This is a genomic window from Pseudonocardia cypriaca (genome assembly GCF_006717045.1).
GTDB classification, from domain to species: Bacteria; Actinomycetota; Actinomycetes; order Mycobacteriales; family Pseudonocardiaceae; genus Pseudonocardia; species Pseudonocardia cypriaca.
In genome coordinates this window covers 2932779-2957966 of record NZ_VFPH01000002.1, presented here as the reverse complement: position 1 = coordinate 2957966, position 25188 = coordinate 2932779, and the positions used below count along the sequence as shown (strand labels likewise).

Genomic DNA, 25188 nt, shown 5'->3' with positions numbered 1-25188 from the left:
ACGGCAGCCTCTCACCATGTGGAATGCCTCACGCGGGTGACCTGTTCATCTTCCGTTCACCTGAACGGCGGGGTTCGTCCACCGGCCTTACCTACCGTTCGCGACGGACGGCCCCCGAGCCGTTTTTGCCCGTTGCACGGGAACCCACGTACGGAGGAACACAGGTGAACACCCTGCGGCACGGCTCCCGTGCCCGACTGGCCGCCGTCGGCGTTGCCGCCAGCGGCGCTCTGCTGCTCGCCGGTTGCGGCGCGGCCAACGAGTCCGCCCCGCCGGCCGGTGGTGGCAGCGCGCCCGCCGCGAGCAACGTCTCCGGCACGATCGCCGGCGCCGGCTCCAGCGCGCAGCAGGCCGCGATGCAGTCCTGGATCGCCGGCTTCACCGCGGTGGCCCCCGAGGCCACCGTCAACTACGACCCGAGCGGTTCCGGCGCCGGGCGCGACCAGTTCATCGGCAACGCCGTGCAGTTCGCCGGCAGCGACGCCGCGCTGGACGACGAGGAGCTCCCGCTGGCGCAGCAGCGCTGCGGCGGAGCCGACAACGTGGTCCAGATCCCGGCCTACATCTCGCCGATCGCGGTGGTCTACAACCTCCAGGGCGTCGACAAGCTGCAGCTCTCGGCGAGCACGATCGCCAAGATCTTCAACCGGCAGATCACCACGTGGAACGACCCGGCCATTGCCGCCGACAACCCCGGCGTCCAGCTGCCGGCCACGGCCATCACCCCGGTGAACCGGTCGGACAAGTCCGGCACCACGGAGAACTTCACCCAGTACCTCGCGGCCGCCGCGGGTGCCGACTGGCCGCACAAGGCGAGCGGTGACTGGCCGGTCTCGGGTGGCGAGGCCGCCCAGGGCACGTCCGGCGTCGTCAGCGCGGTCAAGGGCGGCCAGGGCACGATCGGCTACGCCGACGAGTCGCAGGCCGGGGACCTGGGCAAGGTGGCGGTCAAGGTCGGCTCCGCCTACGTCGGGCCCACCCCGGACGCCGCCGCGGCCGTCGTGGAGAACTCTCCGCGGGTCGAGGGCAAGGGCAAGAACAACTTCGCGATCGAGCTCGCTCGCGACACCGCGCAGTCGGGGACCTACCCGATCGTGCTGGTCACGTACGAGATCGCGTGCACGACCTACCCCGACGCGGCCCAGGCCGGCGTGGTTCGGGCGTTCCTGGACCACGTGATCAGCGAGGACGGCCAGAAGGCCGCCGCGGACGCCGCGGGTAGCGCGCCGATCACGTCCACCCAGCGCAGCCAGTACCAGACCGCGGTCGACGCGATCGCGGCCGGGAGCTGAGTGAAACCGGCATCACGTAGCCGGGGAGCCCGGGCAGCGGTCATCATGGACCTGCCCGGGCTCTCCGGTGCCACCCGCGAGCCGATCACGGCGTCGTCGGAAGGGATGAAGTGACCACCGATACCAGCCCGGGGGCGGCCCCGGACACAGACGCGTCTGCATCGATCCAGGCCACCAAGCCGGTCGTGCAGCGCGGCGACCGCATCTTCTCCGGCGCGGCCACCACGGCAGGCGTCCTCATCCTCGTCGTCCTCGCCGGGGTGGCGGTGTTCCTCCTCGCCGAGGCGGCACCGGCGCTCGTCGCACCCGCCGAGGAGATCCCCGGCGGCAACGGGCTCTTCGCCTACATCGGCCCGCTCATCTTCGGCACGCTGGTGGCGGCCCTCATCGCCCTCGTGGTGGCCACCCCGCTCGCGGTGGCCGTCGCGTTGTTCATCACGCACTACGCGCCGCGCCGGATCGCGCAGAGCCTCGGCTACGTGATCGACCTGCTGGCGGCCGTGCCAAGCATCGTGTACGGGCTCTGGGGCATCCTGGTGCTGGCCCCGGCCTCGGTCGGCCTCACCACCTGGCTGAACGAGTACCTCTGGTTCATCCCGCTGTTCGCCGGCCCGGTGTCGAGCACCGGCCGCACGATGCTCGTGGCCGGGCTGGTGCTCGCGGTCATGATCCTGCCGATCATCACGTCGGTGTCGCGCGAGGTCTTCCTGCAGACGCCCAAGCTCCACGAGGAGGCCGCCCTCGCGCTGGGCGCCACCCGGTGGGAGATGATCCGGATGGCGGTCCTCCCGTTCGGCCGTTCCGGGATCATCAGCGGTGCGATGCTCGGCCTCGGCCGCGCACTCGGCGAGACGATGGCCGTCGCCATCGTGCTGTCCATCTCGGGCGGCATCACCTTCAACCTGATCGGCAACGGCAACCCGGCCACGATCGCGGCCAACATCGCGCTCGAGTTCCCCGAGGCCACGGGCCTGGAGAACAACACGCTCATCGCGTCCGGCCTCGTGCTGTTCCTCGTCACGCTGGCGGTCAACTCGCTCGCCCGCTACATCGTCAACCGACGCCGCGAGTTCTCGGGAGCCAACTGATGTCCCTCGACACCGACCGGCTCAGCCCCGAGGCCGTCGCCGCCGTCGATCCTGAGCTCCGCAGCCTCGAACGCCGGGGTCAGCTGCCCCGCTTCGCCACCCCCGGCGCGCTCGCCGCCGCGGCCGTCGTCGTCGGCCTGCTGCTCGCCATCACCGGGTTCAGCGTCGGGCTGTTCGTGGTGGGCACCGTCGTCGTCTTCGCCGTAGGCCTCTACGTGCTCTCGCGCGTGGTGGAGGGCAGGCGCAAGGCCACCGACCGCCTCGTCACGATCATCGTGACCTCGGCGTTCCTCGTCGCGCTCATCCCGCTGTTCTCCGTGGTGATCACGGTCGTCGGATACGGCATCACCCGCTTCGACGCCCAGTTCTTCACCTACTCGATGCGCGGCGTCGTCGGTGAGGGCGGCGGCGCGTACCACGCGATCATGGGCACTTTGATCATCACTGCCCTCGCCGCGCTGATGTCGATCCCGGTCGGCGTGCTCACCGCCATCTACCTGGTGGAGTACGGGAAGGGGCGGCTCGCCCGTGCCATCACGTTCTTCATCGACGTGATGACCGGCATCCCCTCGATCGTCGCGGGCCTCTTCGCGGTGGCGCTGTTCTCGCTGGTCCTCGGGCCGGGAGCGCGCCTCGGCTTCGCAGGCGCCGTCGCGCTGTCGGTGCTCATGATCCCGGTGGTCGTGCGGTCCACCGAGGAGATGCTCAAGATCGTGCCCAACGAGCTGCGCGAGGCGTCGCTCGCGCTGGGCGTGCCGAAGTGGCGCACGATCATCAAGATCGTCATCCCCACCTCGATCGCCGGCATCGCGTCCGGCATCACGATCGCGGTCGCCCGCGTGATCGGCGAGACGGCGCCGCTGCTCGTCACCGTCGGCATCACCACCGGCCTGAACCTCAACCCGTTCGACGGCCGGATCGCCACGCTGCCCGTCTTCGCGTACTACTCCTACACCCAGCCGGGAGTGCCGCCCGCCCCGTCGATCGACCGGGCGTGGACGGCCGCCCTGGTGCTGATCATCATCGTCATGCTGCTGAACCTGGTGGCGCGCGCGATCGCCCGCCTGTTCGCCCCGAAGACCCGCTGAGAAGGACACGCATCCACATGGGCAAGGCGATCGAAGCCAAGGACCTGAACATCTACTACGGCTCGTTCCGCGCGGTCGAGGGCGTCAACATGTCCATCCGGCCGAAGACGGTCACGGCGCTGATCGGGCCGTCCGGATGCGGGAAGTCGACCTACCTGCGGTCGATCAACCGCATGCACGAGGTCATCCCCGGCGCCCGGGTGGAGGGCAAGCTGGAGCTCGACGGCAAGGACCTCTACGGCCCCGGGATCGACCCGGTCGGCGTCCGCCGTCAGATCGGCATGGTGTTCCAGCGGCCCAACCCGTTCCCCACGATGTCGATCTACGACAACGTGATCGCGGGCATGCGGCTGAACAGCAAGAAGCTGAAGAAGGAAGCCACCGACGAGCTCGTCGAGAAGTCGCTGCGCGGCGCCAACCTCTGGAACGAGGTCAAGGACCGGCTCGAGCGGCCGGGTTCGGGCCTCTCCGGCGGGCAGCAGCAGCGCCTGTGCATCGCCAGGGCCATCGCCGTGCAGCCGGACGTGCTGCTGATGGACGAGCCGTGCTCGGCCCTCGACCCCATCTCCACGCTCGCGATCGAGGACCTGATCAACGAGCTGAAGATGGAGTACACGATCGTCATCGTCACGCACAACATGCAGCAGGCTGCGCGCGTGAGCGACTACACCGGCTTCTTCAACATCGAGGGCACCGGCAAGCCCGGGAAGCTCGTGGAGATGGACGAGACCAAGACGATCTTCTCCCAGCCCAAGGAGAAGGCCACCGAGGACTACGTCTCCGGCCGTTTCGGCTGACCCACAAGCATACCACGGAGCCCGGCGCCCCCTCAGATCGGGAGGGCGTCGGGCTCCTGCCCTGTCACGGCGTAGACGGTCTCCCGCGCCACCACCACCGCGTGGTCGGCGAAGCGCTCGTAGTAGCGGGCCAGCAGCGTGATGTCGACGGCCGCGCGCACCCCGTGCGGCCAGTGCTCGTCCATGAGCACCTCCATCATCTCGTGGTGCAGCACGTCCATCGCGTCGTCGTCGGTGTCCAGCTCGGCCGCCAGGATCACGTTGCGGGTGCGCGCGACCTCGGCCGCCTTGAGCGCGAGCTGCACGGCGACCTTCCCCATCTCGGCGAAGGCCGGCTGCACCTCGGCGGGCAGCGCCGGCTTGGGCGACCGCATGCGCACCACCTCGGCGACGTGCAACGCCAGGTCGCCCATCCGCTCGATGTCGCCGGAAGCCCGGATCGCGGACACGACGGCGCGCAGGTCGCCCGCAACCGGGTTGTGGAACAGCAGCGCGTCGCACGCGAGCGACTCCACCTGGGCGCGGAGCGCGTCGATCACCTCGTCACCCGTGACGACCTGCACGGCGAGCCGTTCACGTGACTCCAGCAGCGCGGCGGTGGCGCGGTTCAGCGCGTCCGCTGCGGCGGTGCACATCCGGCCGAGCAGCTCGGACAGCTCTGCCAACTGTTGCGGCAGCGGCGCGGGAGGCATGCGAGAAGCCTATGAGCCGCTGGTCAGGAGGGCAGCACCGGTCGGTGAACGGAGGATGAATCGCCTTCAGACCGTGAGCGGGCCCGGCATCCGGCCGGTGACCACGTAGACGATCCGCCGTGCGACCGCCACGGCGTGGTCGGCGTAGCGCTCGTAGAAGCGGGCCAGCAGCGTGATGTCGACGGCCGGACCGACGCCGTGGCTCCACTCGCGGTCCATCAGCACCGTGAACATGTGCCGGTGGAGGTCGTCCATCGCGTCGTCGTCGGTCTCCAGCTGGGCGGCGCGCGCGAGATCGCGGGTGCGGATGACGTCGCCCGCCTTCAGCGCCAGGTCCACGCCGACCCTGCCCATCTCGGCGAAGTACGGCACCACCTCGTCGGGCAGCACCGGGTGGGGGTGGCGACGGCGGGCGGCCTGTGCGACGTGGAGCGCGAGGTCGCCCATCCGCTCGATGTCGCCCGCCCCGTGGATGGCCGACACGACGATCCGCAGGTCGGTGGCCACGGGCGCCTGCAGCGCCAGCAGCGCGAACGCCTTCTCCTCGGCCGACGCGCGGAGCTCGTCGACGCGGATGTCCTCGGAGATCACTTCCTCGGCCAGCTGGAGGTCGACCTCCAGGAGCGCGCGCGTGGCCTTGCGCATCGCGTCGGCCACCTGCGTGCACATGCCCGCCAGGGCACCCGCAAGATCGTCGAGCTGCTCCTGATAGACGTCGCGCATGCACCAAGAGTAGGCCCGAATGGGACGAACCGTCGCGCGGGAGGGTGAACCGGGGGTGAACGTCAGGGATCTCAGGTACACGTGACGGCGGGCGTCGGCGATGCCTCGCTCGTGGGGGCGCTCAGCGCGATCGGTTCAGACGGCGCCCGGACCACGTCGTCGAACGACTGCCCGAGCACCAGCTGCAGCACCCCGGTGCTCCCGGGATCGGGCGTCTCGGTGGCCGAAGGCACCGTGGCCCTCAGCACCTCGGCGGCGGCGGCCTGGTCGGGGGAGAACCGGATCACGGTCTCCGACGTGGGCTGATCGGCGCTGGAGGGCTCGCTCACCTTGAAGCCGAGGGAACTCAGCGTCTCGCTCACCTCGCCTGCGAGCCCGGAGCGGGTGGAGGCGTTGACGACCGTCACCGAGACCTCGCTCGGTGCGGGCCCGGACGTTCCGGCGCCGGGGTCGGTGGCGTTGGCGGGGAGCGGCTGGTCGCCGCGCACGGCCGCGAACAGGGCAGCCGCGTCGGTGTCCCGCATGACCGCGTTCCCGCGGCCGTTGCGCTCACCGGTCGGCACCGCCACGAAACGCACACCGTCGGCGTCGAGGCGTCGCAGGGTCATGGCGAGCGCGAGCACCTGGTCGATCCCGGCCCCGTCCGTCAGCAGCGCGTTCGCGAGCGTCGGGCGCAGGGCCCTGATCCGGCCGACGTCCACCAATGCCGTGCCCGACACCGCCGAGTCCAGGACCGCGGCGAGCACCTGCTGCTGCCGCTCGATGCGCCCGTACTCGGGCGACGGCTCGCCCTCCACGTCGCCTGCCTGCACGAAGTCGGCCACCCGGACGCCTGCCAGCCGGGTCGGGCCCGGATCGGCCACCACCGGGCCGAGCACGCCGTCGAGCACGGGCCGCGGAACGCAGACCTCGGCACCGCCCACCGCGTCGGTCATCGCCGGTACGGCGGCGAGGTCGATGCCGACGTACTTGGTGATCGCGAGCCCGCTTAGCTGCTGCACCACGCGGGTGATGCAGCGCGGGCCGCCGGCGTCGAGCGCGCTCACGAGCTGGGTGCGCGCCTCCGCCTTCACCGGCTCGTCGCGGTACGTCGCCGTGCGGGCGTCCCATGCCTCGCAGGGCGGCCGGTTGATCTCCAGGTCGAGGGGGAAGGCGAGCACGGTGACCGGGCCGCCGGTGTCCGGGATGTGCGCGACGGCGACGGTGTCGGCACGTGCCTCCGGGGTGTCCGACGGCGGACCGGTGGCCACCACCAGCACGTTCTGGTCGCCGGCTTGGGCAGCGGCGTCGACGACGGCACTCGACCCGCGGTCGAGGGCGGCAGCGTTGCGGACGCTCGAACCCAGCCACGTCTTCGTGCCCCAGCCGAACGCCGTGGCAGCGAGCACGGCGAGCGCCATCACTCCGGCGAGCACGCGGCCCGCGATGACGGCGGGCCCGCGGCGTGGAGGCGGCGCACCCGGTTCTCCGAGGCGGCGATCGGTGACCGCCAGCCTCACCCCGGCATGGGCGGCGGTCAGGCGGGTGAGCGTCTCGTCGATGCGCAGCGCCCGAGTGCGCGAGTCGTCGTCGCGGTCGGCCAGGCGGTCGCCGTCGCCGTCCGCGGCCCGCCGGACCGCGACGGTCGCATCCGGGCTGATCGCGTCGCCCCGGCTCCGTGCGGGCGGGTCGGCGGCGCGGGCCCGGTGCCCGGCGTCCACGGGCTGCGCGGTGGTCGCGGGCGGTTCGGTGGCAGGGCGGGTGCGTGCGCTGCGGGCCGGGGCGTCCTCGGGTGGGTCGGGAGGGCGCCTACGGGTGGTGGGCAGGGCGGTGGTCGCCTGCGCGGTGGGCTCGCCCCCGCGGCGGCGGGGTGCTGCCGGGAGGGCGGTGGTGGCCGCGGCCGGGACCTCTAGCGCGGCGGCAGGCTCGACCCGTCGCCGACGCGGGTTCCCCGCGGCGGGGGCGGCCGTCGTCGGAGGCGACCCGGCGTCGGGGTCGACGCTGCGGCGCCTGCGGGTGGTCGCGGCCGGGAGCGCGGTGGTGGCGGCCGGCTCGTCGACGGGATCCGGGTGGTACCGGCGGCCACCGCCGTTGGAGCCGGGATCGGCGGGGCGCCTGCGGTCACCTCGTGGGCGGGAGACCTCGAGCGGGTCGTCGCCGCGCCGTCGCTGCGGCTCCGCCGGTGGACGCGACCGGTCGTCGCCGGCGTCGTCGAACGGGTCGACGTGCCGGCGGGTGCGGTCGCTCCGGGGCGGCGGCTCGGTGGGTGTGGGTGGGAAGCCGTCGCGGCGCCTGGCTGCTGCCGCCGGGTTGACGGCGGGGCCGCTGGGCTCGACGGGGCGCCGTCGCGGCGGGGCGGGTTCGTCGAGGTCGTCGTAATCGTCGGCGCGCCGCCGGCGCCGGCCCGCCGCGCCGGGGATCCCGTTCGGCTCGGCCGGGCGATGCCGGCGGGTGCCATCCGCGGCGGGGAAGGCGGCTTCCGGGGCGGCTTCCGGGGCACCGCGGTGGCGGCGGCCTCCGGTGGGGGGAGCATCCGGCGCCGGCGGGGCCTCGAACGGCTCCGGCGCGCGCCGACGGCCTACGGGGGCGGGCTCGTCCGGCGCCGCGTACCCGTTCCGGGGCCGGTCCGGCTCGTCGTTCCGGTACCGGCGGCCGGACCGTGCAACGCCGTCCCCGGGCGCACCGTGCCGGCCGGACGGCGACTCGACGGAGTACCGCTCGTCGTCGGTGCCGGGAAGGGGCTCGGCCGCCCGCCGTCGCGCTGCGCGGCCGCCGGGCGGTGCTGCGGTCGCGTCGGAGTCGAGCAAGCCGTAGCGGGCGAGGATGTCCTGCGGGTCCTCGTACGGGTCTTCCTCGTAGGCGCGCCTGCGCCCCCCGGTAGGGCGCTGAGCACGGTACGGACCGTCCTCCACGCCCACCTCCTCGGCACGAACAGAAAGCGGGCACGGGCAGAACCGCCCGAGCCCGCCCCTCGTCTCGATCCGAGCTTACGGAGCGGAGGCCCTCCGACCGCAGTGGGGTGCGACGACCGGCGGCTGCGGGATCGACCGGCGGCCGGACGCCGGTCCGGCGAGCCGGACGTGACCGGCGTGGCCGTCGTGGAACGCCACGGCGTTGCGCCCGGAGTGCTTCGCGGCGTAGAGGAGCCGGTCCGCGCCGGCGACCAGACCGTCGTGGCCGGTCACCGGTCCGAAGCCGTGCGCGACGCCGATGCTGACGGTCACGCGGAGCCCGGGCGCGAGCTCCGACCACGGGTGGCCGTCGACCCGCTCGCGGGCGGTCTCGCAGACGCGCACCGCGTCGTGGCGGTCGTGGCGGGGGAGGACGATCGCGAACTCCTCGCCCCCGTAGCGGGCGCAGAAGGCGCCGTCGGGCAGGCAGGACTCGATCACGGCGACGAGCCGCTGCAGCACCCGGTCGCCGAACGGATGGCCGTAGGTGTCGTTGATCTGCTTGAAGTGGTCGACGTCCAGCAGCGCGACCGCGATGCCCGCCGACCCGACGCCGCCCGGCTCGCGCAGCAGCGCGACGAGCCGCTCGTCGAGGTAGCGGCGGTTGTAGGTGTCGGTGAGGCTGTCGCGGCGGCTCTGCTCCCTGGCCTCGGCGTGCTCTCGCCGCAGCCGGTCGAGCTCGTCGACGCCGGACTGCCCGTTCAGCAGGCGGACGGCCGCGCGGAGGTGCTGGTAGGCCTGCTCCCAGCGGCCGGCGGCTGCGAGCTCCTCCGCCGCCGTCGTGTGCCATGTCGCGCCCGCCGCCCCAGGCGTCGACGGAACGTGCTCCCGCCTGGCCGCGTCCAGCATCGTCATGCCCGGTGTGTCGGCGCCGCAGCGCCCGTCCTTGAGTTCCACAACCCGTCCGTGCTCAGCCACCGGAGTGCTCGAGCTCTGCGCCCAGGGGGACCGTGGGGTCGTCCGGGTCGTCCAGCCAGTGCTCGGGGAGTACGACCCGTCCCGCCGATCCCTGCCGGCCGCGGGGGCCGTCGGCGTCGGGCGGGAAGGGGATGTCCGGGTCGAGCTGGGAGAGCAGCTCGTCCAGCTCGTCGATGCTGCTCACCAGGCCGAGGCGGCGTCGCAGGTCGGATCCGACGGGGAAGCCCTTGAGGTACCAGGCGATGTGCTTGCGCATGTCGCGGATGCCCTTGTGGTCGCCCATGTGCTCCATGAGGAGCACGGCGTGGCGGCGCATGGTGACGGTCACCTGCCCCAGGTTCGGCGGCTCCGGCAGCGGGCGTCCGGCGAACGCGGCCTCCAGGTCGCCGAAGAGCCACGGCCTGCCGAGGCAGCCGCGCCCGACGACCACCCCGTCGCAACCGGTCTCCGCGACCATCGCGAGCGCGTCAGCGGCGCTGAAGATGTCGCCGTTGCCGAGCACCGGCAGCTCCGCGGGCATCGCGTCGCGGAGCCGGGCGATCGCCGACCAGTCGGCCGTGCCCGAGTAGCGCTGGGCCGCGGTGCGCGCGTGCAGGGCGACGGCGGCGACGCCGGCATCGGCGGCCCGGCGGGCGGCGTCGAGGTAGGTGTGGCGTTCGTCGTCGATGCCGATGCGCATCTTCACGGTGACCGGCACCGATCCGGCGTTGTCGACGGCGGCGCGCACGATCCGCTCGAACAGCTTGCGCTTGTACGGCAGCGCCGCCCCGCCGCCCCGGCGCGTGACCTTGGGGACGGGGCAGCCGAAGTTCATGTCGATGTGGTCGGCGAGGTCCCGTTCGACGATCATCCGGACGGCCAGTCCCATCGCCGCCGGGTCGACGCCGTAGAGCTGCATCGACCGCGGGTGCTCGTCAGCGTCGAACGCGATCATCCGGAACGTCAGCGGGTTCTTCTCGACGATCCCGCGCGACGTGATCATCTCGCAGACGTAGAAGCCCGCGCCCTGCTCCCGGCACAGGCGCCGGAAGCCCGCGTTGGTGATGCCGGCCATGGGGGCGAGCACGACCGGGGTGTCGGACACGAACGATCCGATGCGCAGCGGGCGGACGGCGGTCGGGGCACTCACGGGATCCCATTGTCCCCGACGTCAGAAGTCGACGGAGATGCAGGCGACGCGGGCGCCTGCCGCGCCTGCCTCGCCGGGCTCCGATGAGGTGTGGTCGGCGTGCAGGACGACCGACTTCGGCCGCCGGTCCTCGGCGAACGTCCAGGCGACCGTGGACTCGGCGCTGCCGGCGCCGGTGTCGTCGGTGGTGAGGTCGAGCCAGATCTCGTTCTGCGGGTTCGCGAACGTGGGGTCGACGCTGGGCTGCACCGGGTCTTCCGAGTACTGGAAGTGGGGCCCCGCCGCGTCGGGCTGCTCCCCGCAGGGCTGCGTGTGCACGTGGGCCCCGTACACGCGGTTCCGCTCGAGACCGCGGACGGCCAGCATCACCGTGGTCGTGCCCTCGCCCGACCGCGACTGCACCGCGCCCCGCGCACCGGCGGGCACCAGCACCTCGTCATATGTGATCGCCGGGCCGGTACCGCGCTGGAACATCTCGCTCACCTGGACGGTGTGCACGGGCGGAGTCGAAGCAGCCGTCTGGACGACGGTGTCCGGGGCTGCACACCCCGCCACGAGGATGGCACCGAGCACACCGGGGAGCAGGTGACGGGGTCGCATGTTCCCCAGGATGGGTGGTCGCTGAGGGTTGCGAGAACTGACCCTGCGTTACTCCAGCCGAGGTATCCGCAGGTCGGTCGACCGCTGCCCTGCGTGCTCGACGTTGGGCCGATCGCGCACGCGGGGCGAGCGGCAGGCCGCCGCTGCCCGCGCGACCCGGCCGGCGTCAGCCGCGTGCAGCCCGTCGCGAGCAGGACGTCGGTGTTGCCGCGTCGCGCTGGTGTGCGGGTCGTGGTGATCTCCAGGGCAGTGGCCGGGTGCGGCTACGCTGGGGGCGCTAGGGGCCTCTAGCTCAATCGGCAGAGCAGCGGACTTTTAATCCGCGGGTTCAGGGTTCGATCCCCTGGGGGCCCACCAAACTCCCTGGTCCTGGCGTCAAGCGTGATCACGGTCCAAGATCAAGGGACCGCTTTGGGACCGTTTTGCTCGTCGCCCCGGTCAAACAGCCCCTCCAGCACCTCTGCGGTCTGCCGGTCCGTGAGCCGCCGGCCCAGGTACCGGTCCTGGGTCATGCTGACCTTCGAGTGCCCGAGCTGATCGCTGATCTTGCGCGTGGATACCTCGGCGTCATCGAGGAAGCTTGCGACCGTCTTGCGCAGGGTGTGGCTGACGAAGCCGTCCATCTCCAGCTCGTCGCGTACTTCCCGCCACACCCGGCGGACGTTCGACGGATCCCGCCAGTTGCCGAGCGAATCGGGGAACACGGCCTCCACACCCGGACCGATCGCCAGACGACGACGCCGCAGCACAGCGACCGCCCACGACGGCAGTGGGATCAGCCGCTCGCCCTTCCGTCCACTCTTCGTCGAGGACAGCCGGAGGAGACCGACGCCAGTCCGCCTGACGAGCCGCCACCGCACGTCGACCGCCGAACCGTCGAGATCCACCTCCGACCAGCCGATCGCCAGGCACTCACCGATCCGGCATCCGGTCGCAAGCATCATCAGTGTCAGGTCCGGCAGGTCCCAGTCCTGCGCCTTCTCGTTGTCGCGCACCGCGGCCAACCACTGCTGCCGCTCCTCGGCCGTCAGTGCCCGCGGGGGCCGAGACGGAGCGCTGTCGATCCGAGCGACCTCACGCACCGGATTCACGGACACGGCGCCGTGCCGGGCGGCGCCCCCGAGATGACGATCTTCGCGGTCCGCGCCCTGCTGGTCGACTTCCTCTTGATCGCCGAAAGCGCCCTGTCCACCACGGGCGTCGTGATCTCCCGGATGCGCAGAGCCCCGAGCGCCGGGTCCACATGGCACCGGTAGATCGATCGGTAGGTGTCGAGCGTGCCCGGACTGCGCTGCCCGGCATCCACCGCGCGCTCCACCTCGGCGAGCCACAGGCGAGCGACTTTGGCCAGCGTGGAGTCCGGGGTGACCTCCGACTTCTTGGCCGGTGCCTGCCGGTCGACCAGCGCCGCCTTCAACGCCCGCACCGCGCCGGCCTTGCTCCTGCCCCTGCGCTTGACCATCCGGACGACCCCGTCAAAGTCACGGAACCGAGTCCTGGCGATCCAGACGCCATCTTCGCGCCAGCTCATGATCGCCCCGTAGGTCCCCAGCGGGAGCGGCGGCCGCGCCATCAGGCGACCCCGTCGTCGAGCTTGTCCAGCCAGCGGAGCACGTCGTCAGGCCGGTACCGGAGATGCTTACCGATCCGCCGCGCAGGCGGACCCGAGCCCTGCGAACGCCACGAGTAGAGCGTCTGCACGGGCACCCGCAGGAACTCCGCCACGTCCTGGACCGTCCACAACGGCGCGATCAGCGGGGGCTTGTCCATCAGAGACCTCCTCTCACTCCGCTTGATCACGAGTTGCGGAACAGTCGTCGGGTGGTGGTCCGGCTGCGAGCTGGGCGGCTTCGGAGTCGGCCTTCCAGCGCTGTCTCTCGGAGATCGCGTGCAGCAGCAGTGCTGGCCGGGTGGGCACGTCCTCATCGCCGGGCGGGTGCGTTCCCACGCGAACGGCCCGTCGTCTACGGCGTAACCGGGGCGAACGCTGGTGCGTTCCTTGTCGGTCGCCTGCACCGCCCGCTCCCGGGTCGACTTCTCGAAGTCGCGCACCGGCTCCACCTCGGACACCACGTAGGCGCCGTGCGGGAACACATCGCCCATCGAGACCTTGAACCTGCCGTTGATCGCCATCTGCTCACCTCTCGCTCGTTCGGAATGAGTTCCCTAGACAAGTTACAGCACGACTGGACGACTAGACAAGTGCTCCATCTGGCTGACCTGCGCCTGTTGGCATCAACAAGGTCAGCGAGCCGGGAAGTCGTACTCCAGGACGTAGGCGTAGGCGGCCTTGACGGTGTCGCAGACCTCGACCGCTTGGCCCGCCGTGTCGAACGCGGTTCGCACCACCGTCAGGACCGGTACACCCGGCCCGAGCTGTAAGGCGCGTCGCTCCGCGGGCGTCGGCATCCGGGCCGCCACCTCTTCGACGAAGCGCTCAAGCGGGTGCCCGGCTTCCTCAAGGCGGGCATAGATCCCGCCGGGTCCAGTGTCGTTCTCTGTGATTGCCGTCCCGCGTGCAAAGTCCACCGGGATGTAGGACGTCGCCAACTCGACGGGTTCTCCGTTCGCGAGGTAGCGACGCTCCCGGACGATCACAGGATCCCCGGCCTTGATCCCGAGTCGTTCAGCCGGCGGCGCCGGCGCCGGCGCTTGCCGTACGTGGATGCTGTCGACGTTCGCCACGTAGCCGGCCTTCTCGGCCTCGGCCAGGAACGCAGCCTTGCCGCGCTCCCGGTGCTGACGCGCGAACCGCTCCGACGCGAGTCGGCGAACGACCGGCGCCGCCCGGACGAAGACGCCTCGACCGTGCTCGGACATGACCAGGCCCTCGGTCTTGAGCTCCTGGATGGCCTGGCGGACAGTCATTCGAGCAACGCCGTAGTGCTGGGTCAGCTCGCTCTCCGAGGGCAACCGATCGCCCGGCCCAAGCCGGCCGGCATTGATCGCCTCCCGAAGGGCGGCAGCGATCTGGACGTACGGCGCCCGGTGATCGGAGCGGTCGAGCTGATCGAGCTGGATCATCGCCGGTCACTTCCCTGGACGTCCGTACAGGTAGAATCCTGTCACACCCAGTCGACTAGGGAAGCATCCGATGGCAGACACGCCGAAGCACTCCGTGAGCGTCGCTGGCATCGTCGTTGACGACCGCGGCCGCGTCCTCATCATCCGCCGACGCGACAACGGCCACTGGGAACCGCCCGGTGGAGTGCTGGAGATCGGGGAGTCCTTCGAGGACGGCGTGCGCCGCGAGGTCGAGGAGGAGACCGGCCTTCCTGTTGCAGTCGAGCAGCTCACCGGCGTCTACAAGAACATGCAACGCGCAGTCGTCGCTCTGGTCTTCCGATGCCACCCGCTCGGCGAGCGGCCACGTGAGACGGCCGAGGCTGCGGACGTCCGCTGGGTCGACCCGGCCGAGATTCCGAGCCTGATGGACCCCGCCTACGCCGTCCGCGTCACTGACGCTCTTAGCAACGCTGCACCGGCAACTCGTGTCCACGATGGGGTACGCTTGATCGATGCATAGCTTGCTGGCATAACTGAAAATCCCGATATCGGACTCTCTCTTGGCTGGCTCGTTGACAGCGCCCTAAGGGTGCCAGTTCGACGATCAGGAGCCTGCAGGCCGCCTACGCGCTGTCAGAAGCCTCAGCACCCGAACTACCCGTGGCATCCGGCACCCGAACAGATTTCAAGGGGTGGCTCATGTTCGCGTCGAAGCCAGATTGTTTCGGGATATCCGCATCACGGACGAGGGGCATGGCCTGCCGCTGCGGCGAGTTGGACGAAGTTCGGCTCGATTCATCAAGAATTTGCGAGCGGACTTGATCGATGAGCCGCCGGAGCTTGATCGCCTCATCCGCAGTCCTCCGTCGCTCCTCTACACCAGCTCGCGCTCTGCTAGCTGCGTCATCAGCCCGCAAGTCACGCTCCTTTTCCCGCACCTCATTGAGGCGCGCTTGCTCAGAATTGCTCTCTCTGGCGAGGAAAACACGTCTACGCCTTTCTCGGCGACGCTCAACAAGTGCGTCATAGACGGTTCGTCCAGCGAGGACTTTGAGCAGGATCGGGACGCAGTCCACTAAGATGAGGAAGATTCGCAAGAAAGTCGTTGCCTGGGTTACGTATTGGTTCTCGCTCCGCAGGGCATCGAATGCCTCAAACCGCTCTAGCAGTCCGATAGTACCCTGCTTCTCCTCGCGCCGTGCAACCTCTTCGCGAATTCGCTGCGCGAGGACCTCCTTGTATGCAGCTCCCTCATCACCAACAGTCCGGCTCAAATCCGTAATGCGTCCGTCAAGATCGGCTAGCTCGGTTGTACGCGGGCCTATGTTGGCGACCGCGCTGAAGGTGTCCGCTTCACGACGGAGCCTGGTGCATTCTCCAGCAACTCCCCGAATACCAGTCAGACCCGGCCCTGCATCCCCATTACATTCGCGCCGAGCGAGGTCATTTAGATCCGCAAGTCGCGCTTGATCAGTCTGCAAGATTGGCCGCAGTTGGTTTGCCTGATTAGTAAGCGCCTGCAACTCCGATATGCGTGATCGTGGATCACCGACAACCGCAATGCGAAAGCCATGGCAGCTGCTTGTCAATGCTATGGCCTGCGCTTCGGGGGAATCTTCAGGTAGCGGATTGCAGGTCCGGAGTCTGTCTTCGATCGTGAGGTTTGACGTTTGCCTCGTCGTGACTACCCTCTCCTCGATTGCGCTACTGAAGATGCCGAGCAGCAAGGGCTCGGCTATAACGATCCCGAACAGCGCGGCCAATAAAATTCTCGGCGTGGCGACCTTAAGCCGCCCGCGCAGCCCTTCACCCATAGGGGTGAGAACCAACCAGCGGTCCAAGTTCAAGACAAACACGCCCCAAAGTGGGACAATTAAGAGAATCGACCAGCTGAATCCGTCGAACACCTGCGTAAGAGCTAATGTCATTGACAACGTGCCGAGTAACGCAGTTCCAAGTACGGCCGCTCCCATCGCCGTGTAGCGCGACCGGTCTTCAGGCACTCGATCAAGCACGCCCTTGTCCGCGCCAGCGATCGTCTGCAGCAACCGAGCGGCTGAAGGAAGCCATGCTGATCCCACGGCACCAAAGTTCGCGTCCGTCGCGTTCCTACTCATGACAAGTCTTCGTAATCAGAGTCATCGAAGCCCGGATCAGCGGTACTGTTACTGTTAGGGTCTTGGGCAATCGATCGCGCGCCTGAAGCCGGTACTTCCGATTCCGTTCGAATGGGCGGCGGCCGATCCGATATAGGTTTCGGCGATTCGGCATCCCACAGTTGTTCGACCAGCTGAAGAGCGTCGGATGTACGATCGAAGAAGCCACGCTGCACAAGTGCAGTAGCGAACTGCACGCGAAGGTCCTGCTGCGCACGTAGACTTTCGCGAGCCTCATCAGCAAGTTTATGCTGAATCTCGATGACGTCGGTCATCGTGACTGCCCCATGCTGAACGCCCAGGAGTGCGATCCTCCTTGCAACATACGCAGGATCGCCGTCAATAAACTCGTGCATAGACCGCGCCTCTGATCTTTGGAAGGCAGTCTCCTTGCTCCGAAGCTCGTGTCGGCGTTCTTGGTCTCGCAGAGCTATGTCGTGCGTTTCTAGTTCTCCTGGCGTCAGAACCTCGATTGCGCCGATTGAGACTTCAACACCGGGTATCTCGATCGGAATCATTTGCGCGAATGCTCGAACCTCGGCCGAGATTATCCTGCGCAGGACTCCCATCTGACCCGAGTCGTAGTCGCTTGCCAGGTTCTGCAGTTCAGGATTCCCTCGGAAGTAGTTAGTGAGGAATGCTTCTACTCCTCGTCCTCCGCGCTGAGCAACTGTCTCTGGGTCCGAAACTCGGCAGGTGAAGGCGATCAATACGGTAAACTTGTCTGCGCCAGTCCGTCCGGAGAGGTGGACTCGAACTTCACCTGGGAAGTCGCGGATGTCGATCACCGTGACAGAAAGGGCCCGAAGAAGCGTCTCATCCTCCGGGTCCAGCGCGCGCTCGAAGAGCGTATACTCTTCGGGTAACCTGACGACGGCCACATGACCAGAAGGAACTTCCGGAATTTCCTCCCTGCGCCGCATCCGGCGACCTCGGAAGGGGGTGCGGATTCCAAGGAGTGTTACATCGGCGCGGACCGTCTCGGTGAAGGTCCGAGTTTCGACGATAGGGTAGCTCATCCAAAGACCTGCTTTAGCCAGTTAGAGGACATTGATCAGTTGCTGCAGTGTTTCGGACTTCTCCGACTTAGACGTTCCGCGCTTCGGCCCCTGCCGAAGGACCTCGTCAAGGTCTGCACGCAGATCGTTACGCTCCTGCTCAGAGAGGTTCGCGCCTATGCTGTTGCCGAGCGAACTAATTAGGGGGAGGTGGGTAGGACCGCCGCGGGTTGCTAACAGGTCGACTGTCTCGGCGAGAGCCGATACGCCTTCAGCGTTCGTCGGACGGTTGCGAAGAACTGCCGCCCACACATTACCCAGCGTCTCAGCGCTCGTTGGTTGCATCTCTAATGCCAGGGCGGGCAAAAGCCATCCGGTATCAGAGTCATGACTTGTAAGCATGACTGCCGCAGTATCCACCGCTCTCGTTAATGTGCGGTAATTGCCTGAAGGGGCGGATAGCTCAGCTAAGCGCGCATTCACGAACCGAAGCAGCTTAAGTGCCTCGTCTGTCGACGCTATTATTAGGCTGTTCCACAGTTCGGCGAGCGACTGCCTGGCGAACCTGGCGATCACCGCGCCAGCGGTTTCCTGGCACTTCCAGAGCCACCTGACTGACTCGGTGGGGAATCGGTCACCAAGCTCACCGCCAAGGCTCATGATAGCTGTCGCCCGCTGCGCCGCAGTTCCCTGGTGAAGCCATCTGTTCGCGTAGCCCAAAGCGGCGGACGCCGAATCATCGTCTGCCGCAAGCCACCACAGCGTGAAAGCAATTGTCACTCGTTGGCTGCTGTCGCCTCTTGACCATGGTTCCAGGTACTTCGATTCCGTTGCGCTCGGCGAAGATTTCCACAGCGCTGCCAAGCCACGCGCTACCCGCACGCCGAGGTCGGCGTTGCCATCTTCGACGATCTGCCGAACCCAGTCCTCTATAGGGCGCCACAATTCACTGCCGTAAGCGGCACGAGCGTTCTGCACCACGTGGTGAGGCGAGATAGCCCCTCGAAGCCGGTACCGTAGTACCCGCTGTCGGTAGTCTGGGTCGTGCGCGCCTGATTCGTCGATCTCGACAAGCGCATCAGAAATTCGAAAGTACTTCTTGCTCTGCCTCAACGGCTGGTCGAGCGAATCTGCTGCATCGTAATTTGCCGTATAGCGATGGCGCAGTTTTTCAAATGCGTTATCGAACTCATCGGCGCCCGCGTCTTCAAGAAACGCCGTTGCGACGGTCAGGAAGGCTTCATCTGGAACCGGTTCCCGGCAGATCCATTCTATGACTGCGTCATGTGCAGACGACTCGAGACTAGCAATAGCGTCCGTAATTCCCACGTCCAATGAGCGCTGTGCTAGGGCGACAATTTCTGCGGGTCCACTGGCTCGCTCGGCACTCCCACGCAGTGAGTGTAGTTCGTTGTCATCGAAGTTCCCGGGACCGAACGATGCCAGGCACGCCGCCAAGAGGTTGGTGCTGTCCGGGGGCGACCATTTGAAGACGAGTTTGGAGGCTTCCCGTGTTTGCTGACGCGCAAACTGTGCGGTGATCACTAGGTAAGATCCCGCGTCGGTGATCTTCTGTGCGAGCACGTCTAGGATGTACGAGGAGTAGCCCGTCGTCGCATCGTCTAGATGGTCGATGACGACATAGACGCTTTCGGCTGAGTACTTCCGCGCAGCAAGGCTCTCCAGGCTGAAATGCGGAGGTAAGCTCATGATCTTGGGATTGGTGCGCAGAGACATAAGGAGTTTGCATGCTGAAGCCCGCTTGCCGATACGGGCGCCACCGTGTAGGACAACGGTGTGGCGGTCTTGCAGCATTGCGAGCGCGTCGGCGAACTGCCTTGGCGGCACCCAGAGCTCGTCGATGCGGCTTAGCTCTTCTTGCAGAATGCGTCCTGTGAGGGGAGTGGTTGTGGCACCGCCGCCGTCGACGGCGAAGTAGGCGTGCTCAATCCGATTGTTTTGTAGTCGGTTAAAGACTTGCTGAGCGTGCTGCGTCTGCTGTGAGTTGTGCTCGGTAAGATCCTCGTCGGCGTTTGGAGGCTTGTTTTCCGGCCGGTCGCCGTCGTCGCCTCGATCGCCCTCATCGCTCATTGCGGATCTGGAACCCAAAGTTGGCGTGTGTGATGTCCGAGTTGTCGATCCTATTACTGTTAATCATGACGTCACGCTGCGCCTTAGCGGAGATCGTGGTCGAAGTCGCTAGGCGATCGATTTCTCGCGCCGCATCAGAATCGTCGGCAGCCATGCTTGCCAAGTCTTCCGCGATTTCTGGAGTGGTGTTGCGGTCGTCTGGTAGGTCGTGTTCGGACCTCCAGTGGAGGAGTCGGGAAAAGATTGATCTGGCGAGCGCCAATGATCCAGTGCTTCCCGCCTGAGTGGCGTCCTGCGCCAGCTGCTCAACACCGCTGAGAGCTCCGCTTTGCAAATGCTGAAAGATCGCTTCTGCCGCGGAGACGATGGTGTCGTCCAATTACGTGCTCCCCTCAAGTAGCTAGCTGCACGGTGCTGCGACCGAACTGTGGCGCGGGCAAGTCCCGATCATCGCTGCCGCCGTGGGTCGCGAAGGAAGTGACGGTTGCGCTCTGTGAGATCTCGTAGACAGCGTGTCGACATCCGAGTCGGCGGAGCGACGTCCGGTGTTACTGAGGGCGCAACGCGTGTGCGTCCGAACGCCAGTCGCGAAGGACGCCGAACGACGCCTCGTGGGCGGGGCGCGCGATCTCCGGATGGATGCAACTGGCGAACGTCCTGGTGGTTCTGCTCGGGCGCACCGCCCGCGAGTGGCACAGCAAGGTGCCTGTGGCGATCGGTGTCATCGTGACCTCCACACCCGTCGCGGTGTCCCGGTCGCCAGTCGCGGCTCCTGCCGAATTGGCCTCTAAGGGATCAAGGCGCCGCCTGGCGGCGGCGCGTGGGCCGGCTACGCCGGCCCCACCGACTCGCTCCCTCTACCTCCGGCCCGGTCGCGGCCGGCGGGGTCGCTCTAGCCGGCCCGCACTCAGCGAGCGAGCGCCGGATCCCGCGCAGCGCGTATCCCGGGCAACGCGTCGCCAACTAGGGAGCCATGAAGGTCCCCGGGGCGCGCTGCGCGGGACCCGGCACCGCTCGGAGATCAGGGGGAAGTGCGGCGCGGGTGATCTCCTCGCCGGCGCTCATGGGCGGCACGGCAGGGACGAACCCGCGCCGCGAGGAGATGACCATGCCGACGCGCGGTAACAGGCAACGCGGGCTTAGCGACTAACTCTCCAACCTGAGTCGTTGAATGACGCCAGAAGAAGCGGGAGCGAAGCCCTAATGACGACCCCGAATGTTCAACGTTTGGCGAATCGCGGACTCGTTATGGTGGCAGCAATTACATTGTCGGGCACCCTCATCGGCGGGCTTGCTGCCGGCTACTTCACCAACATTGGACTTTCGCAGCAGTTCGCAAACCAGCGGTCCGCTCAGATCGATGACACGCGCCGCGGAGTGTACATCGACTATCTTCAGGTCGTCCAGCAGGCGTACCTGGCAGGGGCTGGGACCGTGGATGAGCAGCAGCTCAGAACGAAGGAGTCCGTCGTCCTTTTGATTGCAGGGGAGGAGGTTCGCGCAGTAGTCCCGAAGCTTGCTGAATCGGCACTAAACGAGAACGGAGATATTCCAGCCGGCCAATATGAAAGCCTGCGATCAGATTTTATCGCTGCTTCGCAACGAGAGCGTGCAGATTCGGTCGCCGTGGATCTCTGGCCGTTCTGGTGATTCTCCGGTTTGGGTCGATGCGCTGCAATCACGGGCTGTGCGCGGAACGCAGCCGCTTCGATCCGACACGCCATGCTGTGGCCCCCTCGGCCGAGAATGATCCACGTCTCCACGGCGGCCGCAAGGGCGCCTACGGCGTCGCTCCGCGATGGCGCGAGCGCCACCCTTGCCCCCACCGCTCCGACGAGCAATGCGGCCAGGACGAGGGGGACAGGGGGAAGAGCGGGCCCGAGTGCGAGACTGCCCCAGCAGCAGCACTCATGCCGAGCCGGCCTCCCAGGGTGCCGTCCGTCTCGACTGCTCGCCTCAGTCGCGGGCAGATTCGCGCTCGGGCAGTGACCCACGCGCGGGCGACCGGTGGTCAGCTTGAGGGGGAGGGCGCGCGGGACACTTTTGGGACACGAAACGCCCACAGCGGACCCTGAACGACGCCAGCGGCCCGGTCGGCCACAGTCAGAACCTCCAGCTCAGCGTGTGGGACGACAGTTGACCACGAGCACCGCACCAGACTCCGCGGGGTTCAGGGTTCGATCCCCTGGAGGCCCACCTATCAGGCGTCATGCAACTCAGAGTAGTTTGCATGGGGGTCACGGGCGCGGATCCTCGTCCCCGGTCCGGTCCTCATCCGCGCGGTCCTCCCTGCGGTCGCTGCTCCTGTCGCCCGTTGCTCCCTGCTCCGTGGACTGCATGGCGCACCATGCTGACAGACTCACGCGCGAGATGATCGCCAATGCAACTGCCACCGCTCCGGCGATAGTGGCCGCTCCCGTACCGAGCACCGGCGCGAGCGTCGCGGCGATAGTCACAGCCACGCTGGTCTGGCCGACCTTCGCCTCCTTGAGGATGCTCGCACGTCCCTCTTCCGCCTTTGCATCGGCCGAACATAGCAGTGCGTGAAGCGCCTTCCGGAACTCCGCCGCGAAGCGCCTGGAGTCCTCTTCGCCTGCCAGTCGCCTGCCATGATCCTCCCCAGGACGGAAGAGCGGCCCGGGCGCAATCGGAGACACCTTTGGCAGAACAACTGAACGGGCAACAGCAATATCGAACAAGATATTTCTGTACCTGCCGGGCATGCGATCCAGAAGGTGAGCCAGATCGGCCCTTCCCGGCGTGTCCTCCGGGACTACTGCTAGCCAGTCTTGGGACTCGATGTACGCCGCAAGGCTCGCCATCCTGATGTTTCCCCATCCTAGCGTCGCGTGTGCACGGCAACGGGCAACACTGCATCTTAGAGGTGTAGCTCGATGGAGGCGCAAGGTGTTGCGGCCCATCCATTTAGGCGCAGGTGAATCGCGCGATGAGGGTGCTATTGACTCCCGGGCGGAAGTTCGATCCCTCGCGAAGTCATTAGGGCATGACTAGGTCCAAGAAGCAGTTTGCCTTGCAGAAATTGACCCGGCGCTCCCATTGCCTCCGCTTCCTGAGATCCTGCGCCTCCGGACTTTCCGCGTGATCGCTCAGCCTCGTCGGCAAGGACGACGGCCGACGGTTCCGGTCCGGGAAATTCGCCGTTCCCGTGATCTCCTCACGCCCGCCCCTGCCCGCCTTCACGGCGTAGCCCGTCGACCAGGACGCCGACGATCCGCCGGCTGTGCTCGGGCCCTCGCCCGGGCGCGGGCCGGCACAGCTGGGCGACGGCGTACAGGAGGTCCTCGGCGTCGATGTCGCCGCGGATCGCGCCCTCGGCCGCGGCGGCGTCGAGCAGTGCCGAGAGGGTGGGTCCGAGCCGCTGCATGAAGTAGTCGGGTAGCCCGGCGAACGCCGGGTCGCCCGAGTGCAGCGCCGAGGCGAGCCCGCGTTTGGTGCCGAGCAGCTCGGTGTACCGGTCGATCCACCGCGTGAGCGCCTCCGCGGGCTCGAACTCGGCGGCCAGTGCCGGGCCCGCTTCGGCGACGGCGTCGATCCCGCTCTCCACCACGGCCTTCACGAGGTCCGAGCGCTGCGGGAAGTGCCGGTACAGCGTGCCCACCCCGACCCCGGCCAGGTCGGTGATCTGCTTCGCGGGCGCGTCCACGCCGGAGGTGTCGAAGACGGTCCGCGCGGCTTCCAGTAGCGCGTCGACGTTGCGCCGCGCGTCGGCGCGACGCCGGCGCGGTGCTGTGTCCTGGGTCACTCCATCACCTCAGCCCTGCATAAGCGGAAAGCTATTCCGTATAGTTCCGGAAAGCTATTCCGCTTACGGTACGGCATGCCGCCGGGCCGACCAGCACGAAGGAGACGGATCCGCATGCAGTACCGCACTCTCGGCCGGACCGGGATCAAGGTCAGCCCCTACGCCCTCGGTGCCCTGACGTTCGCGACGGCCATGGGCAACGACCCCGCAGACTCGGCCCGGATCATCCACAAGGCGCTCGACAGCGGCATCAACGTCATCGACACCGCCGACGCCTACGGCGACTCCGAGGAGGTGGTCGGCAAGGCGCTGCAGGGCCGCCGGGACGACGTCGTGCTCGCCACCAAGTTCAGCCGACCGACCGGGCAGGACCCGAACCGCCAGGGCGCCTCGCGGCGTTGGATCGTCACCGCCGTCGAGAACTCGCTGCGGCGGCTGCGCACCGACCGCATCGACCTCTACCAGCTGCACCTCCCCGATCCCGACACCGATGTCGAGGAGACCCTCGCCGCCCTGACCGACCTGATCCGCAGCGGCAAGGTCCGCGCGATCGGCGCCTCCCACTCCTCGGCCGCCGACATCATCGAGGCCCGGTGGATCGCCGAGCGGCGCGGCCTCGCACGGTTCCACACCGAGCAGCCCGCCTACTCGATCCTCAACCGCGGGGTCGAACGCGAGGTCCTGCCCACCGCCCAGCGATTCGGCCTGGGCACCCTGGTCTGGGGACCGCTCGGTCAAGGGCTGCTCACCGGCCGCGCCGGCCGCGACCACAACGACCTGCGCCGCGCCGGCCTGTTCCGGCACCTCACCGACGAGCGCCGGCTCGACGTGGTCCAGCAGCTCGTCCCCCTCGCCGCAGAGGCGGGCCTGCCCATGACCCACCTCGCGATGGCTTTCACCATCGCTCACCCCGGCGTCACCTGCGCGCTCCTCGGTGCACGGACCGAAGCGCACCTCGACGACCTGCTCGCAGGCCTGGACGTCGCTCTCTCCGACGACGTGCTCGACCGCATCGACGAGATCGTCCCGCCCGGTACCGACGTCGGTGCTCTCGACCAGGCCTACCGGCCGCCGGCCCTCGAGGATTCCCGCCTGCGTCGCCGGCCCCTCGCCGCACGAGCCGCGGCCTGAGCCCAGCACTTCGCTCACGTCGAGCGTCCCGAGGCGTTCGACACCGCTCTGCAGGGGGCGGTGGTCCGGTCCACGGGGCCGCGAGTGCGCCGGCCGTTCAGGTCGAGGTCCAGGACCGTCACCGTGCACGGATGCCGTCGAGGATGAGCGACATGACAGCCCCGGAATCCGCGTCGATCTCGGGTGAGCGCCACTCCGCGGCGTGCCTCGGATCGGTGAAGCGAGTGGTCGCGTGGAAAACGGCGCGTGCGATCTCCTCCGGATCGCCGGCCGCGAAGTCTCCGCCGGCCATGCCGTCGGCGACGATCGTGCGGATCTGGTCGAGCAGGAAGGCGACGTGCGCGGACGACACGCTGCTGTGCTCCGTGGCAAGCACCCGGAAGGTGGCGAACAGCTCCGGGTCTTCCCTGGCCTTCGTCCATTTGGCGGCGAACATGCTGGTCAGCAGGCGACGCAACCGGTCGGGCGGGGTCAGGTCGGAATCCCCGACCGCGGCGATGAGGTCGTCTCGCACGCGATCGAGCCAGCGCCGGATCACGGCCTCGCGCAGCGCCGTCTTCGAGGCGAAGTGCCGGTACACGCTCCCGTGGCTCACCCCGAGCATGCGCGCGACGTCGAGCACCGTGGCCTTCTCCGGACCGTGGCGGCGCAGCACTTCCTCCGTCGCCGACACGATCGTCTCCGCGTCGAGCGGCTCCGCGCGCATGAGGCCTCCCTGTCGAGCCGATGCGAGGCCGGTGCTCGTGGCCGGACCTCCACCGCCAGAACGTACGTCAGCGAGCCGAC

General features: G+C 68.1%; 24 protein-coding genes and 1 tRNA gene. 8 read left to right on the top strand and 17 right to left on the bottom strand.

What is annotated here, in order from left to right; translation table 11 throughout:
- Positions 1–173 precede the first annotated feature (173 nt).
- From pstS to pstB, 4 genes are all read left to right on the top strand, one after another.
- Complete coding sequence (gene pstS, locus FB388_RS31860) at positions 174–1292, top strand: phosphate ABC transporter substrate-binding protein PstS (RefSeq protein WP_425468595.1); 1119 nt, start codon at positions 174–176, stop codon at positions 1290–1292.
- Between the two features lie 164 nt (positions 1293–1456).
- Positions 1457–2380: a phosphate ABC transporter permease subunit PstC gene (gene pstC, locus FB388_RS31855; protein ID WP_211362387.1), complete on the top strand. Its 924-nt coding sequence runs from the start codon at positions 1457–1459 to the stop codon at positions 2378–2380.
- Complete coding sequence (gene pstA, locus FB388_RS31850; protein WP_142106062.1) at positions 2380–3468, top strand: phosphate ABC transporter permease PstA; 1089 nt, start codon at positions 2380–2382, stop codon at positions 3466–3468. The genes pstC and pstA overlap by 1 nt, the downstream gene beginning before the upstream one ends.
- 17 nt (positions 3469–3485) lie before the next feature.
- Positions 3486–4265 (top strand): phosphate ABC transporter ATP-binding protein PstB, encoded by a 780-nt coding sequence (pstB, locus tag FB388_RS31845; RefSeq protein WP_142106060.1) that lies wholly within the window; start codon positions 3486–3488, stop codon positions 4263–4265.
- A 32-nt stretch (positions 4266–4297) separates the two neighbouring features.
- Here pstB and phoU (FB388_RS31840) read toward each other — a convergent pair whose 3' ends face one another.
- The 6 genes from phoU (FB388_RS31840) to FB388_RS31815 all read right to left on the bottom strand — a co-directional run bounded on the left by phoU (FB388_RS31840) (position 4298) and on the right by FB388_RS31815 (position 11257).
- A complete protein-coding gene (gene phoU, locus FB388_RS31840; RefSeq protein WP_142106058.1) occupies positions 4298–4957 on the bottom strand; it encodes a phosphate signaling complex protein PhoU in 660 nt (219 codons plus the stop codon).
- Between the two features lie 66 nt (positions 4958–5023).
- A complete protein-coding gene (gene phoU, locus FB388_RS31835) occupies positions 5024–5680 on the bottom strand; it encodes a phosphate signaling complex protein PhoU (RefSeq protein ID WP_142106056.1) in 657 nt (218 codons plus the stop codon).
- A 71-nt stretch (positions 5681–5751) separates the two neighbouring features.
- On the bottom strand, positions 5752–8571 hold the full coding sequence (locus FB388_RS31830; protein WP_142106054.1) for an LCP family protein: 2820 nt from the start codon (positions 8569–8571) through the stop codon (positions 5752–5754).
- A gap of 75 nt (positions 8572–8646) precedes the next feature.
- Complete coding sequence (locus FB388_RS31825; protein WP_246122568.1) at positions 8647–9507, bottom strand: GGDEF domain-containing protein; 861 nt, start codon at positions 9505–9507, stop codon at positions 8647–8649.
- 13 nt (positions 9508–9520) lie between these two features.
- The gene (gene dusB / locus FB388_RS31820; RefSeq protein ID WP_142106050.1) at positions 9521–10657 is read right to left on the bottom strand and encodes a tRNA dihydrouridine synthase DusB; all 1137 of its coding nucleotides are present in this window, start codon (positions 10655–10657) and stop codon (positions 9521–9523) included.
- 21 nt (positions 10658–10678) lie between these two features.
- Positions 10679–11257: a superoxide dismutase family protein gene (locus tag FB388_RS31815; protein ID WP_142106048.1), complete on the bottom strand. Its 579-nt coding sequence runs from the start codon at positions 11255–11257 to the stop codon at positions 10679–10681.
- Positions 11258–11538: 281 nt separating this feature from the next.
- Here FB388_RS31815 and FB388_RS31810 point away from each other — a divergent pair.
- Positions 11539–11614 (top strand) — tRNA-Lys (locus FB388_RS31810).
- 41 nt (positions 11615–11655) lie between these two features.
- On the opposite strand, the gene FB388_RS31805 is transcribed toward FB388_RS31810, so the two are convergent.
- From FB388_RS31805 to FB388_RS31790, 4 genes are all read right to left on the bottom strand, one after another.
- Positions 11656–12252, bottom strand: a complete 597-nt coding sequence (locus FB388_RS31805) for a tyrosine-type recombinase/integrase (protein ID WP_246122567.1) — start codon at positions 12250–12252, stop codon at positions 11656–11658.
- 92 nt (positions 12253–12344) lie between these two features.
- The gene (locus FB388_RS31800) at positions 12345–12788 is read right to left on the bottom strand and encodes a tyrosine-type recombinase/integrase (protein WP_211362305.1); all 444 of its coding nucleotides are present in this window, start codon (positions 12786–12788) and stop codon (positions 12345–12347) included.
- 41 nt (positions 12789–12829) lie between these two features.
- Positions 12830–13027, bottom strand: a complete 198-nt coding sequence (locus tag FB388_RS31795) for a helix-turn-helix domain-containing protein (RefSeq protein WP_142106043.1) — start codon at positions 13025–13027, stop codon at positions 12830–12832.
- A 474-nt stretch (positions 13028–13501) separates the two neighbouring features.
- Positions 13502–14281: a GntR family transcriptional regulator gene (locus FB388_RS31790; protein WP_142106041.1), complete on the bottom strand. Its 780-nt coding sequence runs from the start codon at positions 14279–14281 to the stop codon at positions 13502–13504.
- 70 nt (positions 14282–14351) lie between these two features.
- On the opposite strand from FB388_RS31790, the gene FB388_RS31785 reads away from it, so the two are divergent.
- Complete coding sequence (locus FB388_RS31785) at positions 14352–14783, top strand: NUDIX hydrolase (RefSeq protein WP_142106039.1); 432 nt, start codon at positions 14352–14354, stop codon at positions 14781–14783.
- A gap of 103 nt (positions 14784–14886) precedes the next feature.
- Here the strand turns inward: FB388_RS31785 and FB388_RS31780 are convergent, their stop codons facing one another.
- From FB388_RS31780 to FB388_RS31765, 4 genes are read right to left on the bottom strand one after another with little or no spacing between them, the layout of a single operon-like run.
- Complete coding sequence (locus FB388_RS31780) at positions 14887–16380, bottom strand: DUF4407 domain-containing protein (RefSeq protein WP_142106037.1); 1494 nt, start codon at positions 16378–16380, stop codon at positions 14887–14889.
- Entirely contained in the window at positions 16377–17438 is a 1062-nt protein-coding gene (locus tag FB388_RS31775) for a hypothetical protein (protein ID WP_142106034.1), read from the bottom strand. Before FB388_RS31775 ends, FB388_RS31780 begins: the two co-directional genes overlap by 4 nt.
- 21 nt (positions 17439–17459) lie before the next feature.
- Entirely contained in the window at positions 17460–19508 is a 2049-nt protein-coding gene (locus FB388_RS31770) for a hypothetical protein (RefSeq protein WP_142106032.1), read from the bottom strand.
- On the bottom strand, positions 19498–19887 hold the full coding sequence (locus tag FB388_RS31765) for a hypothetical protein (protein ID WP_142106018.1): 390 nt from the start codon (positions 19885–19887) through the stop codon (positions 19498–19500). The genes FB388_RS31770 and FB388_RS31765 overlap by 11 nt, the downstream gene beginning before the upstream one ends.
- Before the next feature lie 824 nt (positions 19888–20711).
- On the opposite strand from FB388_RS31765, the gene FB388_RS31760 reads away from it, so the two are divergent.
- Complete coding sequence (locus FB388_RS31760; RefSeq protein ID WP_142106015.1) at positions 20712–21158, top strand: lysine exporter LysO family protein; 447 nt, start codon at positions 20712–20714, stop codon at positions 21156–21158.
- Between the two features lie 587 nt (positions 21159–21745).
- Here the strand turns inward: FB388_RS31760 and FB388_RS31755 are convergent.
- Positions 21746–22330 carry a hypothetical protein gene (locus tag FB388_RS31755; RefSeq protein WP_142106012.1) on the bottom strand — a complete coding sequence of 195 codons (585 nt, stop codon included), beginning with the start codon at positions 22328–22330 and terminating at the stop codon, positions 21746–21748.
- Positions 22331–22683: 353 nt separating this feature from the next.
- Positions 22684–23271, bottom strand: a complete 588-nt coding sequence (locus tag FB388_RS31750; protein WP_142106010.1) for a TetR/AcrR family transcriptional regulator — start codon at positions 23269–23271, stop codon at positions 22684–22686.
- Positions 23272–23385: 114 nt separating this feature from the next.
- On the opposite strand from FB388_RS31750, the gene FB388_RS31745 reads away from it, so the two are divergent.
- Positions 23386–24402 carry an aldo/keto reductase gene (locus tag FB388_RS31745; protein WP_142106008.1) on the top strand — a complete coding sequence of 339 codons (1017 nt, stop codon included), beginning with the start codon at positions 23386–23388 and terminating at the stop codon, positions 24400–24402.
- 118 nt (positions 24403–24520) lie between these two features.
- Here the strand turns inward: FB388_RS31745 and FB388_RS31740 are convergent, their stop codons facing one another.
- Positions 24521–25108 (bottom strand): TetR/AcrR family transcriptional regulator, encoded by a 588-nt coding sequence (locus tag FB388_RS31740; RefSeq protein ID WP_142106007.1) that lies wholly within the window; start codon positions 25106–25108, stop codon positions 24521–24523.
- Positions 25109–25188 lie beyond the last annotated feature (80 nt).

What these genes read in the sequence shown, in the direction of transcription:
- pstA (WP_142106062.1), top strand. Translation starts at nt 2,380, where the DNA reads ATGTCCCTCGACACCGACCGGCTCAGCCCCGAGGCCGTCGCCGCCGTC.
- pstB (WP_142106060.1), top strand. Translation starts at nt 3,486, where the DNA reads ATGGGCAAGGCGATCGAAGCCAAGGACCTGAACATCTACTACGGCTCG.
- phoU (WP_142106058.1), bottom strand. Translation starts at nt 4,957, where the DNA reads ATGCCTCCCGCGCCGCTGCCGCAACAGTTGGCAGAGCTGTCCGAGCTG.
- phoU (WP_142106056.1), bottom strand. Translation starts at nt 5,680, where the DNA reads ATGCGCGACGTCTATCAGGAGCAGCTCGACGATCTTGCGGGTGCCCTG.
- FB388_RS31815 (WP_142106048.1), bottom strand. Translation starts at nt 11,257, where the DNA reads ATGCGACCCCGTCACCTGCTCCCCGGTGTGCTCGGTGCCATCCTCGTG.
- FB388_RS31800 (WP_211362305.1), bottom strand. Translation starts at nt 12,788, where the DNA reads ATGAGCTGGCGCGAAGATGGCGTCTGGATCGCCAGGACTCGGTTCCGT.
- FB388_RS31795 (WP_142106043.1), bottom strand. Translation starts at nt 13,027, where the DNA reads ATGGACAAGCCCCCGCTGATCGCGCCGTTGTGGACGGTCCAGGACGTG.
- FB388_RS31790 (WP_142106041.1), bottom strand. Translation starts at nt 14,281, where the DNA reads ATGATCCAGCTCGATCAGCTCGACCGCTCCGATCACCGGGCGCCGTAC.
- FB388_RS31785 (WP_142106039.1), top strand. Translation starts at nt 14,352, where the DNA reads ATGGCAGACACGCCGAAGCACTCCGTGAGCGTCGCTGGCATCGTCGTT.
- FB388_RS31780 (WP_142106037.1), bottom strand. Translation starts at nt 16,380, where the DNA reads ATGAGTAGGAACGCGACGGACGCGAACTTTGGTGCCGTGGGATCAGCA.
- FB388_RS31775 (WP_142106034.1), bottom strand. Translation starts at nt 17,438, where the DNA reads ATGAGCTACCCTATCGTCGAAACTCGGACCTTCACCGAGACGGTCCGC.
- FB388_RS31770 (WP_142106032.1), bottom strand. Translation starts at nt 19,508, where the DNA reads ATGAGCGATGAGGGCGATCGAGGCGACGACGGCGACCGGCCGGAAAAC.
- FB388_RS31760 (WP_142106015.1), top strand. Translation starts at nt 20,712, where the DNA reads ATGACGACCCCGAATGTTCAACGTTTGGCGAATCGCGGACTCGTTATG.
- FB388_RS31755 (WP_142106012.1), bottom strand. Translation starts at nt 22,330, where the DNA reads ATGGCGAGCCTTGCGGCGTACATCGAGTCCCAAGACTGGCTAGCAGTA.
- FB388_RS31745 (WP_142106008.1), top strand. Translation starts at nt 23,386, where the DNA reads ATGCAGTACCGCACTCTCGGCCGGACCGGGATCAAGGTCAGCCCCTAC.
- FB388_RS31740 (WP_142106007.1), bottom strand. Translation starts at nt 25,108, where the DNA reads ATGCGCGCGGAGCCGCTCGACGCGGAGACGATCGTGTCGGCGACGGAG.